Raw genomic sequence first — 13,652 nt, 5'->3', positions numbered from 1 at the left:
TTACTCGCCCGTGGTGCTCGAAGCGCCGGCGGCGCGTTTGCGCTTGGAACCACCGCTGCGGCGACGCTTGCGCGGAGCGCCGGTGCCTTCTTCCTTGCCGCTGAGGTCGCGAATCATGTCGCGACGCTCGCTTTCGTTGGCGTCCTGATAGTCCGTCCACCATTCGCCCAGGCCATCGGTCTGCTCGCCGGCGCTTTCGCGTAGCAGCAGGAAGTCGTAGCCGGCACGGAAGCGTGGATTGTCCAGCAGCAGATCGGCACGCTTGCCGCTGCGGCGGGGCAGGCGTTCCTGCATGTCCCAGATCTCGCGGATCGGCATGGTGAAGCGTTTCGGAATCGCGATGCGCTGGCACTGTTCGGCAATCAGCTCGTGCGCCGCTTCCTGCATCGCCGGAATCGGCGGCATGCCACGCTCCTGCAAGCGCAGGACGCGGGCCGGCAGGGCAGGCCAGAGCAGGGCTGCAAACAGGAACGCCGGGGTTACCGGTTTGTTCTGCTTGATCCGCAGGTCGGTATTGATCAGGGCTTCGCTGATCAGGGTGTGGGTGTACGTCGGGTTGTATTCCAGTGCTTCGGCGCTGGCCGGGAACAGTGGATCGAACAACTGCAGGTCGACCAGCATTTCAAACGTATCGGCGGCATGGCCGGAGAGGAACAGCTTGAGCACCTCTTCGAACAGGCGGGCCGACGGGATCTCGCGCAGCATCGGCGCCAGGCCGCGGATTGGCAGGGCGCTGTGTTTTTCGATGCCGAAGTTCAACTTGGCGGCGAAACGCACGGCCCGCAGCATCCGTACCGGGTCTTCCTGGTAACGTTGCGTCGGATCGCCGATCAGGCGGATCAGGTGGTTGCGGATGTCGTGTACGCCGTTGGCGTAGTCGAGGATGCGTTCGCTGACCGGATCGTAATACAAGGCATTGATGGTGAAGTCGCGACGTTGCGCGTCTTCCTCCAGGGTGCCATAGACGTTATCGCGCAAGATGCGCCCGCTTTCGTTGCGCGAAGACTGATTGCTGTCTTCCTCGTCTTCGTTCTGCGGGTGATTGGCGCGGAAGGTCGCGACTTCGATGATTTCGCGGCCGAAGTGGATGTGCACCAGCTTGAACCGGCGCCCGATGATTCGCGCGTTACGGAATTCGGCCCGTACCTGCTCGGGTGTGGCGCTGGTGGCAACGTCGAAATCTTTCGGTGTGATACCCAGCAGCATGTCGCGCACGCAACCGCCCACCAGGTAAGCCTGATAACCGGCGTTCTGCAGGCGTTCAACGATATTCACCGCGTAGCGGCTGAATTGCGCCTTCTGCAGCGAGTGTTGGCCGCTGTTGAGCACTTCAGGCGTGCTGCGAATGTGTTGCGTAGGACGCTTGGGAGTACGGAATGACTGGAACAGCTTCTTCAGCATGGGATGCACTGTTTGAAGGAATATTCGGCCATAACAGAAGAATGACCGCATGATGGGCGGGGATTCTAGCATTTAGTCGGGGGATGGTGTAGGACACAGCAGATATGAGCTGTAGGCCGCAGGCTTCAAGGCCGGAACGAGTCGATTTGCGGGGGATTTGCGAATCACGGAAACCACAAGGGGAGCCGAAGCTCCCCAAGAAGTAGTTGCATGCTCTATTTTTATTTTTGGTTTCGGGCTTCTTGTTTTTGTTGAGTGCCCTCGCCATGAAGCTTTCCTTCATGGCCCTCCCAATCAGGAGCCAAGAGCAAACGGATTGCTTTGGTCGCTGAATTGCAGTGATCTTTCGATCCAACCAGTACAGGCTCTGTCTTAAGACAGTTTTTTGTTGTTCTCAGCCTGGTCGTGGGGCAAGCCCCAAATACAACGCCTCTCCAAAAGAATCAGTTAGCTGCGCCTCTCGCCGTCTTGTTTTTATTGTGCGTGAGTCGATTCGTCTTATTTTTATTGTCTTGTGCATTGCTTGTTATTGTTCTTGTACCAAACATATAGCAGGGTGCGTGCCAACTTTTGCGAAACCCAATAAAACAAGGGGTTAGGCCGGTCGGCAGGCATTTCGAGGGCCAAAAAAAGCCGGGGCTTCGTTACCGTAAGCCCCGGCTTCTGTTACGTGAAAAAGCTGAGGTAACAGTTTTTTCAGAAAGTCACGTGTTACCCGCACATGAGACAGGTACGGTTCAGCTTTCGCTGGCCACCCCGGTCTTGCGCCGCGGGATGCCAAGGCGCTGACGGCGCTCCCACAGGCATTTGCGGCTGACCCCGAGTTTGCGGGCCAACTCGGTTTCGGTCATGTGGTCCTGATGCTCGAGGACGAAATGCTGGAAGTAGTCTTCCAGGGAGAGGTCTTCGGTCGGTTCGTGGTTGCTGTTACTGGCGTTGCCGTTGCCCTGTTGTGGGGGCAGGCCAATGAACTCGTCGTCTTCCAGGTCGCCCAGTTCGATGTCGATGCCCAGCAGCTCGGCGGAAATTTCCGGGCTTTCGCACAGGATAACGGCGCGCTCGACGGCGTTTTCCAGTTCACGAACGTTGCCCGGCCAGGAGTAGTGGCGAATGGCTTGCTCGGCGTCCGCGGCGAACTTCAGGTCGGTGCGGTTGATCCGCGCACTTTGCCGCGCCAGGAAGGCGTTGGCGATTTCGTTGACGTCCGCACCGCGTTCGCGCAGGGCTGGCAGCTTCAGCGCGATAACGTGGAGGCGGTAATACAAGTCTTCACGGAACTGGCCGATTTTCGCCAGGCTCTTGAGATCGCGGTGAGTCGCGGCGATCAGGCGCACATCGACTTTTTGCGACTGCACCGAGCCCACGCGACGAATTTCGCCTTCCTGCAATACGCGCAGCAGGCGAGCCTGGGCTTCCAGTGGCAGTTCGCCAATTTCGTCGAGGAACAAGGTGCCGCCATCCGCCGCTTCCACCAGGCCGGCGCGCCCGGCGCTGGCGCCGGTGAATGCGCCTTTTTCGTGGCCGAACAGTTCGGACTCGATCAGGCTTTCCGGAATGGCCGCGCAGTTCACCGAAATCATCGGCGCCTTGGCGCGTTTGGACAGGTTGTGCAGGGCGCGCGCCACCAGTTCTTTACCGGTACCCGATTCGCCCTGGATCAGAACGTTGGAGTCGGTCGGTGCCACTTTGCGGATCTTGCCGTACAGGTCCTGCATCGGTGGGCACGAGCCGATAATGCCGATTTCACCGTTGCTGTTGTCGGTACCGGATTTCGCTGCACCGTTGGCGGCTTTGCCGGCAACCGCTTCACCGCCGGCTTGTACCGTTTGTCGGTCGCGCAGGATTCGTGCGGCCGCTTGCAGCATTTCGTCATGGTCGAATGGCTTGGCAATGTAGTCCACCGCGCCCATTTTCATCGAGTCGACCGCCGAGCGCAGGCTGGCATAGCTGGTCATGATCAGCACCGGCGTGCCCTGGGCGAGCTTGATCAACTCCGTGCCAGGCGCGCCCGGCAGGCGCAGGTCACTGATGATCAGGTCGAACGAGGGAATGGTGAAGCGTTCTTGTGCTTCCTGCACTGATCCGGCTTCGCTGACCTGGTACTGGTTACGTTCCAGCAGACGGCGCAAGGCGGAGCGGATAATGGTTTCGTCTTCGACGATCAAAATGTGCGGCATTGATTCGATACTCTCGACGGTCTCAGTTCACAGCGGACGTCGCTTCGACATGACGCGGCAAGGTAACCCTGATTCGGGTGCCGCGTTGGCTTTGAACATCAGCCGGGCTGTCGATGGTGATTTGTCCATAATGCTCTTCAACGATGGAATAGACCAGTGCAAGGCCCAGACCGGTGCCTTCGCCAGGGTCCTTGGTGGTGAAGAAAGGTTCGAACAATCGGTCCATGATGCTCGACGGAATACCGCTGCCTTCGTCTTCCACGATCAGATCGACCGTGTGTTCGCCGGCTTCGCTCTTGACCCGTACCGCACTGCCGGGAGGCGAGGCGTCACGGGCGTTTGATAGCAGGTTGATCAATACCTGGGCCAGCCGTTGCGGGTCGCCTTCGACCCAGTGTTCGGGGTCGCACAGGTTGTAGAACTGCACTTCGAAATTGCGTCGGTTCAGGGCCAGCAGGCCGATGGCATCCTGAGCCACTTCGGCCAGACAGACGGGCTCGTCGCTATGCTGATGGCTGCCGGCATGGGCAAAGCTCATCAGCGACTGGACGATGCGCGACACGCGTTTGGTCTGCTCGAGGATCTGGCCGCTGATTTCCTTCAGCTCGCCGTCTTCTTCACGTTCTTCGCGCAGGTTTTGCGCCAGGCACGCGATACCGGTGATCGGGTTGCCGATTTCATGGGCCACGCCGGCCGCCAGTCGACCGATGCTGGCCAGGCGCTCGGAGTGCACCAGTTTGTCCTCGAGCATCTGGGTTTCGGTCAAGTCTTCCACCAGCAACACCAGGCCGCTGTTGCCCGGCGCGAGGGGTTCGTCGATCGCCGCCTTGTGCAGGTTCAGCCAGCGTGTCTGGCCGTCGAGGGCCAGGTGCTGTTTGTGCAAGTGTTCGTCCGGCAGATTGATGAAGCCTTGCAGCAGTTCTTTCCATGGGTCGGCAATGGTACTCAGGCGCGAACCGACCACGCGCTGCGCGGCGATGCCGGTCAGTTCCTCCATGGCCTTGTTCCACATGAGGATTTCCTGATCCTTGGCCAGCGAGCAAACGCCCATCGGCAATTCCTGCAGGGTCTGGCGGTGATAGCGGCGCAGGGCATCGAGTTCGGCGGCCAGACCGGTCAGGCGCGAGTGGTAATCCTCGAGGCGGCTTTCGATGAAGTGAATGTCTTCGGTGACGTAGTTTTCGCCGCCAGCCTTGTACGGCAGAAACGTCTCGACCATGTCCTGGGCCACGCTCGGGCCCATCAGGCCGGAGAGGTTGGCCTCGATGCGGTCACGCAAGCGGCGCAGGGCATAGGGTCGGCGTTCGTCGAAAGGCAGATAGAGATCGCGCAGTGCCTGTTCCACTTCTTTCTGCGCCGCTTTTGCACCCAGTGGCTTGGCCAGTTGCGTGGCGAATTCCTGGGGCGAGGCGGCGTGCAGTTCCCGGCGTTGCGGACGGCGCACGTTATCCACGGCGCAGGCTTCGGCAGCGCTGGCCTCCTCGGTGCTGGCGTTGGTGAACAGCGAGATCAGGGTGAACATCAACACGTTGGCTGCCAGCGAGGCAATCGCCGCCATGTGCCAGCTGGTGTCGTCCAGCACGTAGATCATGTTCAGCAGCGGAATGTAGAAGCCCTGCAGGTTGCCGACCAGTGGTAACAGCATGGTCACCAGCCACACCAGGATCCCCGCCAGCAAGCCGGCGATGAAGCCGCGACGGTTGGCGGTCGGCCAATACAGGACCGAGAGCACGCCCGGCAGGAACTGCAACGTGGCGACGAAAGCGACAATGCCGAGGTTGGCCAGGTCCTGCTCGGCACCGAGCATCAGGTAGAAGCCGTAGCCGGCCATGATGATCGCGACGATCAGCGCCCGGCGGGTCCACTTCAGCCAGCGGTAGATGTTGCCTTCGGCCGGTGGTTGATACAGCGGCAGCACCAGGTGGTTCAAGGCCATCCCGGACAGCGCCAACGTGGTGACGATGATCAGGCCGCTGGCGGCGGACAACCCGCCGACATAGGCCAGCAACGCCAAAGCCTTGCTGTTGGCGGCGATGCCGATGCCCAGGGTGAAGTATTCCGGGTTGGTGGTGGCGCCCAGTTTCAGGCCGGCCCAGAGGATCAGCGGTACTGCCAGGCTCATCAGCAACAGGAACAGCGGCAGGCCCCAGCTCGCACTGACCAGCGAGCGCGGGTTGAGGTTCTCGGTAAAGGTCATGTGATACATGTGCGGCATCACGATCGCCGAGGCGAAGAACACCAGCAGCAGCGTACGCCACGGGCCTTCCTGCAACGGCGTGTGCAGGGCGGCGAGCGCGGTCTGGTTTTGCAGCAGCCACAGTTCAAGCTGTTGCGGGCCGTCGAACACGCCGTAAAGCGCATACAGCCCGACACCGCCGAGGGCGATCAGCTTGATCACCGACTCGAAGGCAATCGCGAACACCAGGCCTTCATGCTTTTCGCGGGTGGCGATGTGGCGGGAGCCGAAGAAAATCGTGAACAGCGTAATCAATGCGCAGAAGCTCAAGGCCACGCGATGCTGTACCGGCTCTCGGGTGAGGATACTGATGGAGTCGGCGACCGCCTGAATCTGCAAGGCCAGCAGCGGCAGTACGCCGACCAGCATGAAAATCGTGGTCAGCGCACCGGCCCAGGTACTACGGAAGCGGAAGGCAAACAGGTCCGCCAGCGACGACAGTTGATAGGTGCGGGTGATCTTCAGGATCGGGTAGAGCAGCACCGGCGCCAACAGAAATGCCCCGGAAACACCCAGGTAGCTGGACAAAAAGCCGTAGCCGTACTGATAGGCCAGGCCCACGGTGCCGTAAAACGCCCAGGCGCTGGCGTAGACGCCCAGCGACAGGGTGTAAGTCAGCGGGTGGCGAATGATCGCCCGGGGAATCATGCCCCGTTCGCTGATCCAGGCCACACCGAACAGCACCGCCAGGTACGCGGCGCTGATCAGGATCATCTGGGTCAGGCTAAAGCTCATCGGCATCTTTTTGGCTCTGCAGGATGAAGGTCACGACGATCAGAATCAGCCAGAGCAGATAAGGGCGATACCAGGCGCCAGTGGCGTCGATCCACCAATCCATGATGGCCGGGGAAAACAGGTAAATCCCCACTACCAAAAGCAGGACCAAGCGATAGATGTACATCCCGGCCTCTCTTTTTTTATGCGCGTGCCCGAAAACGTGCGGCGATGGTAACGGATGGGCGCGCCACTGCAAGTGCGATCACAATAGCTGTGCCTCGGGCAGGCTCAGTGTGCGCGGGATCAACGAGGCATCCCAGTGGGCAATGCCCCAATTCAACACTTCCCGTGGCGTGGCGTACGTCAGTTCGGTTCCAGGGTTCTGTCCCAGCGCCCGTAGCGCCCGCAGCAGCAGGGGCGTTGCCTGATCCTCGGTCAACGGCGGCGAACGGTAGGATTTGCCGAGTTTGTTGCCATCGGGCTGGGTAATCAGCGGGATATGCAAATAACGCGGTTGAGGCAGGCCTAGCAGTTCTTGCAGGTAGAGCTGGCGGGGCGTGGAATCCAGCAGGTCGGCACCCCGAACGATATCGGTGATGCCCTGCCAGGCGTCGTCCAGGACCACGGCCAATTGATAGGCGTAGAGCCCGTCGCGGCGGCGGATCACGAAGTCGCCGACTTCCCGCCCCAGATGTTGCCGGTATTGGCCCTGCACCCGGTCGATGAAGTGGTATTCCAGTTCCGGTACGCGCAGGCGGATGGCCGCGTCGTCAGTGCCATGGCCAGCATTGCGGCAGAACCCAGGATAAATCCCGTGATACTGCTCCAGCTGTTTGCGCGAGCAGGTGCAGGCGTAGGCCAAGCCTTGATTGAACAGGCGATTGAGCACCTCGGCGTAGGCATCGTGCCGCTCGCTTTGGCGAACCAGGTCGCCATCCCACTCGAAGCCATAGCTTTGCAGTGCCTTGAGAATGGCCGCCTGGGCGCCGGGTTCTTCTCGGGGTGGATCAAGGTCTTCCATGCGCATCAGCCAGCGTCCGCCCACCGAGCGCGCGTCAAGGTAGGAGGCCAGTGCGGCGACCAGCGAGCCGAAGTGCAGATGGCCGCTAGGGGTGGGGGCGAAGCGCCCGATGTAGGGGGTGTTGGCGGTCATGAATGCATTTAAAGCCAAAAAAACATCAGAAACAAAAACGGAGCGTTCGCACGCTCCGTTCTTCGTTCAAGTCGCAATTATTTGCCGACTTGCTTTTCCTTGATTTCCGCCAGGGTCTTGCAGTCGATGCACAGGTCGGCGGTAGGGCGCGCTTCGAGGCGCTTGACGCCAATCTCGATGCCGCAGGATTCACACCAGCCGTACTCTTCGTCTTCGATTAGCTGAAGTGTCTTGTCGATCTTCTTGATCAACTTGCGTTCACGATCGCGGGCACGCAGTTCGAGGGCGAATTCCTCTTCCTGGCTGGCACGGTCTGCCGGATCAGGAAAGTTGGCCGCTTCGTCCTTCATGTGGTCCACGGTCTTGTCGACACCTTCCATCAGCTCTTTCTTCCACTGATTCAGGACCTTGGTGAAGTGCTTGCGCATGGGCTCGCCCATGTACTCTTCGCCGGCTTTCTGAACATAGGGCTCGAAGCCGCTGATCGCCTGGTTTTGCTGCTTTGCTTGGGTGGACATGAAATAGACCGCCTCTACTCTTGTAATCCATCTGCGCAGGATTGCTCCATCACCGGCACCTGCCGGCCCTGCGGCTGCAAGCGGGCGAACTTACCAGATCAACTCGGGCCGCGCTACTCCCGGATGTCGAGCTCGCGGCACATGGTGCTTGCAAATGATGACAAACCGTTGTCTGGTGGCTCTGGAACCCTGCTCAATTATTGATTTTAGTCAAACCTTGCGCGCGCGCTTGAGTCGTTTGTGATCGGGGTTACAAGGCCTCTGACCGCTTTAGGTTCTCGCTCGTTCCTGCGCTTGGGTAGAATCGGTTTTTTTTCCGTTGAAGGAAGGCCAATGGCTCAGTCCTACAGTGCCCGCAGTCGCGCGATCGAACCTTTCCATGTCATGGCGCTGTTGGCGCGGGCCAATGAATTGCAGGCCGCTGGCCACGATGTGATCCACCTGGAAATCGGCGAGCCGGACTTCACTACCGCCGAACCGATCATCCAGGCCGGCCAGGCTGCGCTGACAGCGGGGAAGACCCGTTACACCGCCGCGCGCGGCATTCCGGAGCTGCGCGAGGCCATTTCGGGCTTTTATCAGCAGCGTTACGGTTTGAACATCGACCCTCGGCGCATCCTCATCACGCCTGGCGGGTCCGGCGCGTTACTACTGGCCAGCGCATTGCTGGTCGATCCTGGTAAGCACTGGCTGCTGGCGGACCCGGGCTACCCGTGTAACCGGCACTTCCTGCGACTGGTCGAAGGTGCGGCGCAATTGGTGCCGGTCGGTCCGGATGTGCGTTATCAATTGACACCGGGCCTGATCGAGCGCCATTGGGACCACGACAGCGTCGGCGCATTGGTGGCGTCGCCAGCCAATCCGACCGGCACGATTCTGACCCGCGACGAGCTGGCGAAGCTGTCTGTCGCGATCAAGGAGCGCCACGGTCATCTGGTGGTCGACGAGATTTATCACGGCCTGACCTACGGCACCGATGCGGCCAGCGTGCTGGAAGTCGACGACAGTGCATTCGTTCTGAACAGTTTTTCGAAGTACTTCGGGATGACCGGTTGGCGGCTGGGATGGCTGGTGGCCCCCGACGCGGCCGTCGGTGAGCTGGAAAAGCTCGCCCAGAATCTCTATATCAGTGCTCCAAGCATGGCGCAGCACGCTGCACTGGCCTGTTTCGAGCCGGCAACCATCAGTATTCTCGAAGAGCGTCGCGCCGAATTTGGCCGGCGCCGGGATTACCTGCTGCCGGCCTTGCGCGAATTGGGCTTTGGCATTGCCGTGGAGCCGGAAGGGGCGTTCTACTTGTACGCCGATATCAGCAAGTTCGGCGGCGATGCCTTCGCGTTCTGTAAACACTTTCTCGAAACCGAACATGTGGCATTCACCCCGGGGCTGGATTTCGGGCGTTATCAGGCCGGGCATCATGTGCGGTTCGCCTACACGCAAAATCTCGAGCGTTTGCAGGAGGCGGTCGAGCGCATTGCCCGTGGGTTGCGGAGCTGGCAAGGCTGATGCGTTTTCATCCTCCCCTCGAAGAAGGGCGCCTGATCCGACGTTACAAGCGTTTTCTCGCCGATATCGAAACCGTTGATGGCGAGTTGCTGACCATTCACTGCCCGAACACAGGCTCGATGCTCAATTGTCAGGTCGAGGGCGGGCAAGTCTGGTTCAGTCGCTCCAATGACCCGAAACGCAAGTTGCCTGGCACCTGGGAGGTCGGTGAAACCCCGCAAGGGCGGCTGTTCTGCGTTAACACCGCCCGCGCCAACGGTTTGATCGAGGAGGCGCTGCGGGCGGGCGTCATTACCGAGCTGAACGGTTTTACCGGGCTCAAGCGCGAAGTGGCTTATGGCCAGGAAAACAGTCGTATCGATTTCCGCCTCGATTACCCCGAAGGGCCTGCCTATGTCGAAGTCAAAAGTGTGACCCTGGGTTTCGACGGTACGGCGGTGGCGGCGTTTCCCGATGCGGTCACCCAGCGTGGCGCCAAGCATCTGCGGGAGCTGGCGCACTTGGCCAGGGACGGTATTCGCGCGGTGCAGTTGTACTGTGTTTGCCTGACCGACATCGAGGCCGTGCGCCCGGCGCAGGAAATCGACCCGGCTTATGCACAGGCCTTGCGTGAGGCTATCGCCTGCGGGGTCGAGGTATTGGCTTACGGTGTGCGGTTGAGCCACGAAGAAATGTTGGTCGACCGGCGTCTGGACGTGTTACCGGGTGGTTAAAGGCTGATCCAGATCCCCTGTTCATCCTCGCGGCAGGCCACGCCGGTCAAGGCTTGCCCCGCGCAAGGGCCGGCGACGCATTCACCGTCTTCGATCAGGAACAGTGCGCCATGGGTGGCGCACTGGATCAGGCTGTTGCTGGGGTCGAGAAACTGGTCGGGATGCCACTCCAGGGCAACGCCCCGGTGCGGGCAGCGATTGATGTACACATAAACCTGGCCACTGCGGCGCACTGCAAAAAACTTTTGACCATCGATGTCGAACCCGCGGCTGCTGTCATTGACCAGCTCGGCACCTGCGCAAAGCAACTTCATGTCTGTCCTCGGTCCCGCGGCTCGTGACCGGATATGTCCGAGCTTGAGTGTTGAATGCTATCAAATGGCGGACTTGCCCGTGGAATCCTTGGAAGGACGCTGCGCCTGACCCTGTCAGTACTTTTCCACAGGCAAAAAAAGACCCGGCAAGAGCCGGGTCAAATAACCGTGATTAGCCTGATGAGGAGATAATCCGAGAGTCCGAACCAAGGGCTTTTCAGAATATCGACCAGTCTCGCGACCAGTTGTGATAATCATATCGATTCTCATTACCAAGTCAACCGCTGTTTTTTGATTTCTTTGCGATTTGCCGGATTTGCGTTTGCAGGCCCCGTAATCATTGGGTTTCGGGTTGCAAAGCTGCAGAAGTATTTGTCGGATCAAATCTTGTGTCGTGTAGAGATGGCTTCCAGTTGTTTGTTCAGCGCTTCCTTGCGCTCGGCAGGAATGTCGTTCCAGTGAACGTCCATCAGGGCGCCTTCAATTGCGTACAACAACACCTTGGACGCCCGAAAACCGCGCGTGCGCACGGCCCGATAAGCATCCACCGCCCCGAGGCGACGCAAGTCCGAAGCGCTATGGATGCCCACGGCATGCAGCCATTGCGCTGACGTCTTGCCAAGATTCTTCAGGTGTTGCAGTTCATCATTCATCAAGCCTCCTTGCGATGGCCGAATGGAGAGCGTGGGCAATCTTCTGAGGAGTGTAGCCATCAGTAGGAAAAGCGTGATTGTTTGCTCGTTTTCGACGCAAATGCTTCTAAGAAACGAGTATTGGCAGAGCGTGAAAAATCAGCGAACGCGGTGGGAAGAGGCGGGGAAGAATCAGGAATTACGGGTGAGCGTCCACCCACAGTCCAGCGCAACCAAGGGCGCTGGACGTGTCAGTCAGCGACGTTGGTCAGCGGGTGCGATAACGCAATCGCGTGCCGAAGTTCATCGACATCAGGATTTCGTCGGCACTGAGTTCCACCGGAAAGTACGTACCGGAGATCTGCGCGTGGGCCAGGCTCGCGCCTTCCAGGTTCGCTTTACTGAAATCAATGCCGCGCAAGTCGGCGGAACGGAAGTAGGCGTTGCTGAAATCCACACCGTCGGCATTCAGCTCGCGCAGATCCAGCCCCCGGAAATCTCCACCCGCCATGTCGATGTGGCCATCCTTGGGGCGTTCACTGTTGAAGCCTCTGATGTCGTCTTTGTGCAGCAGGGCATAAAGCGGTGTGTCGAGAAGTTTCGGCTGGCTCATGTCGCATCACCTGTTGGTTTTATGACGCCATTATAGTGCCACTATTTGACGGCCGTGAAGCCAGCGGTGGCTTCACGGCTGAAAAACTTCCTTACAGGCCCGGAAGGCGCTGACGAATTTGCGCGACAACGGTATCGAGCGTCCCGCTTTCATTGGTCTGGACGCGCTTGCTGCAGAGGATTTCTGCGGGTGTCAGCGCTTCCCGGCTGGCTTGCTGGGCTGCGATAACAGCCAGGGTGGCGTCGGACGGGTCTTTCTTGTCTGCCTGGCGCATGGCCAGCCAGCTTTCGATCACGGCCTGTGGCGCATTGCAGTCGAGGATCAGGAAGGGTGCGCCCGTGGCCTCGGCCACCTTTGCGGCACTGTCACGCTGATCACGCTTGAGGTAAGTGGCATCGACCGCCACCGGGAAGCCTGCACGCAGAATGACGTCGGCGATTTCGTGGAGGCGGGCATAGGTCGCCGCACTGGCGTCGGCGCTATAGATACCGGCCTGTACATCATTCTCGACGGTTTGCTCGCCGAACAGGCGCTTGCGCTCGACATCGGAGCGCAGGCGAATTGCGCCCAGGGCTTCGACCAGGCGCATGGCGACATGGCTCTTGCCGACGGCGGAAACGCCGCAGGTAATAGCCATGAAGCGCGAAGGAATGGTGCTGTAGCTTTCTGCCAGGTTGGCGTAGTTGCGGTACTGGCGCAGGGTTGTGGCGCGCTGCACCGCAGTAGCGTCGGCCGGCATGCTGAACAGGGCAACCTTGGCGCGGACCAGTGCGCGGTAGGCTTTATAGAAGTTCAGCAGTTCGAGACCGCGATAGTCACCGGTCAGCTCCAGGTACTGGCTGATGAAGCGACGCGCCAGGCACTTCAGGCCGCGATCTTCCAGGTCCATCGCCAGGAAGCCGGTGTCGGCATAAACGTCGGTAAAGCGAAACGGTTCGTTGAATTCGATGCAGTCGAAGATCACGACCTTGCCGTCGATCACGGTTGCGTTGCCCAGGTGGATATCCCCGTGGCATTCACGAATGAAACCTTCGGCCTTGCGCTGGGCGAACAGCGGTTTGAGGCGCTCGAAGCTGCTTTCGGCCCAGGCTTGCAGGGCGTCGAGTTGCAACAGGTCGGCTTTGTCGCTGAGGAACGGACGGATCTGTTCGAAGTTCTGCCGCACCGGCGCCATGACGCTGTCAGGGGTGCCGGCTTCGTGCCCGGCCGGTACTTTCGGTGCGCTGAGGTGGAAGCGGGCGATTTGCTCGGCCATCTCATCGATGTGCGCGGTGGTCAGTTCGCCATTGGCTTGAAGGGAGCTGAGCAAGCCGTTTTGCGGGAACTGGCGCATCTTCAGTACATATTCGATGGCCGGGCCTTCGCCGCCCAGTTGCGGAGCCTCGACGCTGCCGGTGACGGGCAGCACTTCGAGGTACAGATCGTCGGTCAGGCGCTGGTTCAGGCGCAGTTCTTCAGCGCAAAAGTGTTCGCGGGCCTCAAGGCTGGTGAAGTCGAGAAAACCGAAATTGACCGGCTTCTTCACTTTATAGGCATAGGGGCCGGTGAGCAGTACCCAGGAAATATGGGTCTCGATGACCTGGAATCCCTCTACAGGATGCGGGTAGAGGGCAGGGTTTTGCAGGGCAGCGATCAGGGACTGGCTCACAGGCGATCCTTCAGAGTCGGGGAA

At 59.9% G+C, this 13,652-nt stretch carries 12 protein-coding genes; 2 read left to right on the top strand and 10 right to left on the bottom strand.

Features of this window, described 5'->3' with window-relative positions; genetic code table 11:
• The 6 genes from WHX55_RS26600 to dksA form a co-directional block, all read right to left on the bottom strand.
• A complete protein-coding gene (locus WHX55_RS26600; RefSeq protein WP_191624915.1) occupies positions 1-1,401 on the bottom strand; it encodes a polynucleotide adenylyltransferase PcnB in 1,401 nt (466 codons plus the stop codon).
• Between the two features lie 737 nt (positions 1,402-2,138).
• Positions 2,139-3,578, bottom strand: a complete 1,440-nt coding sequence (locus WHX55_RS26595; protein ID WP_150754948.1) for a sigma-54 dependent transcriptional regulator — start codon at positions 3,576-3,578, stop codon at positions 2,139-2,141.
• A 22-nt stretch (positions 3,579-3,600) separates the two neighbouring features.
• A complete protein-coding gene (locus tag WHX55_RS26590; protein WP_191624914.1) occupies positions 3,601-6,555 on the bottom strand; it encodes a sensor histidine kinase in 2,955 nt (984 codons plus the stop codon).
• A complete protein-coding gene (locus tag WHX55_RS26585) occupies positions 6,539-6,715 on the bottom strand; it encodes a hypothetical protein (protein WP_003176118.1) in 177 nt (58 codons plus the stop codon). Before WHX55_RS26585 ends, WHX55_RS26590 begins: the two co-directional genes overlap by 17 nt.
• A 78-nt stretch (positions 6,716-6,793) precedes the next feature.
• Positions 6,794-7,684: a tRNA glutamyl-Q(34) synthetase GluQRS gene (gene gluQRS / locus WHX55_RS26580; RefSeq protein WP_151214135.1), complete on the bottom strand. Its 891-nt coding sequence runs from the start codon at positions 7,682-7,684 to the stop codon at positions 6,794-6,796.
• Positions 7,685-7,761: 77 nt separating this feature from the next.
• A complete protein-coding gene (dksA, locus tag WHX55_RS26575; RefSeq protein ID WP_007971100.1) occupies positions 7,762-8,202 on the bottom strand; it encodes an RNA polymerase-binding protein DksA in 441 nt (146 codons plus the stop codon).
• Positions 8,203-8,535: 333 nt separating this feature from the next.
• Here dksA and WHX55_RS26570 point away from each other — a divergent pair, with 333 nt between their 5' ends.
• Both WHX55_RS26570 and sfsA read left to right on the top strand, forming a co-directional pair.
• Positions 8,536-9,708 carry a pyridoxal phosphate-dependent aminotransferase gene (locus tag WHX55_RS26570; protein ID WP_150757720.1) on the top strand — a complete coding sequence of 391 codons (1,173 nt, stop codon included), beginning with the start codon at positions 8,536-8,538 and terminating at the stop codon, positions 9,706-9,708.
• Positions 9,708-10,421, top strand: coding sequence for a DNA/RNA nuclease SfsA (gene sfsA / locus WHX55_RS26565; RefSeq protein ID WP_150757719.1), 714 nt, complete (start codon positions 9,708-9,710; stop codon positions 10,419-10,421). The genes WHX55_RS26570 and sfsA overlap by 1 nt, the downstream gene beginning before the upstream one ends.
• Here the strand turns inward: sfsA and WHX55_RS26560 are convergent.
• The 4 genes from WHX55_RS26560 to WHX55_RS26545 form a co-directional block, all read right to left on the bottom strand.
• Positions 10,418-10,735, bottom strand: a complete 318-nt coding sequence (locus WHX55_RS26560) for a Rieske (2Fe-2S) protein (protein ID WP_150757718.1) — start codon at positions 10,733-10,735, stop codon at positions 10,418-10,420. The two genes, sfsA and WHX55_RS26560, sit on opposite strands and share 4 nt — an antisense overlap.
• 380 nt (positions 10,736-11,115) lie before the next feature.
• Positions 11,116-11,388 carry a TfoX/Sxy family protein gene (locus WHX55_RS26555; protein WP_108216473.1) on the bottom strand — a complete coding sequence of 91 codons (273 nt, stop codon included), beginning with the start codon at positions 11,386-11,388 and terminating at the stop codon, positions 11,116-11,118.
• Positions 11,389-11,635: 247 nt separating this feature from the next.
• Positions 11,636-11,980, bottom strand: a complete 345-nt coding sequence (locus WHX55_RS26550; protein WP_150754944.1) for a pentapeptide repeat-containing protein — start codon at positions 11,978-11,980, stop codon at positions 11,636-11,638.
• 91 nt (positions 11,981-12,071) lie between these two features.
• Positions 12,072-13,628: a bifunctional aminoglycoside phosphotransferase/ATP-binding protein gene (locus tag WHX55_RS26545; protein WP_353741591.1), complete on the bottom strand. Its 1,557-nt coding sequence runs from the start codon at positions 13,626-13,628 to the stop codon at positions 12,072-12,074.
• Positions 13,629-13,652: the final 24 nt, after the last annotated feature.

Source organism: Pseudomonas fluorescens, assembly GCF_040448305.1.
GTDB classification, from domain to species: domain Bacteria; phylum Pseudomonadota; class Gammaproteobacteria; order Pseudomonadales; family Pseudomonadaceae; genus Aquipseudomonas; species Aquipseudomonas fluorescens_BH.
This window is presented reverse-complemented; position numbering and strand designations above follow the sequence as displayed.

Bases quoted from the DNA above. Each gene is read 5' to 3' on its own strand.
- sfsA (WP_150757719.1), top strand. From the start codon at position 9,708: ATGCGTTTTCATCCTCCCCTCGAAGAAGGGCGCCTGATCCGACGTTAC.
- WHX55_RS26600 (WP_191624915.1), bottom strand. From the start codon at position 1,401: ATGCTGAAGAAGCTGTTCCAGTCATTCCGTACTCCCAAGCGTCCTACG.
- WHX55_RS26560 (WP_150757718.1), bottom strand. From the start codon at position 10,735: ATGAAGTTGCTTTGCGCAGGTGCCGAGCTGGTCAATGACAGCAGCCGC.
- dksA (WP_007971100.1), bottom strand. From the start codon at position 8,202: ATGTCCACCCAAGCAAAGCAGCAAAACCAGGCGATCAGCGGCTTCGAG.
- WHX55_RS26555 (WP_108216473.1), bottom strand. From the start codon at position 11,388: ATGAATGATGAACTGCAACACCTGAAGAATCTTGGCAAGACGTCAGCG.
- WHX55_RS26595 (WP_150754948.1), bottom strand. From the start codon at position 3,578: ATGCCGCACATTTTGATCGTCGAAGACGAAACCATTATCCGCTCCGCC.
- WHX55_RS26590 (WP_191624914.1), bottom strand. From the start codon at position 6,555: ATGCCGATGAGCTTTAGCCTGACCCAGATGATCCTGATCAGCGCCGCG.
- WHX55_RS26585 (WP_003176118.1), bottom strand. From the start codon at position 6,715: ATGTACATCTATCGCTTGGTCCTGCTTTTGGTAGTGGGGATTTACCTG.
- WHX55_RS26550 (WP_150754944.1), bottom strand. From the start codon at position 11,980: ATGAGCCAGCCGAAACTTCTCGACACACCGCTTTATGCCCTGCTGCAC.
- WHX55_RS26570 (WP_150757720.1), top strand. From the start codon at position 8,536: ATGGCTCAGTCCTACAGTGCCCGCAGTCGCGCGATCGAACCTTTCCAT.
- gluQRS (WP_151214135.1), bottom strand. From the start codon at position 7,684: ATGACCGCCAACACCCCCTACATCGGGCGCTTCGCCCCCACCCCTAGC.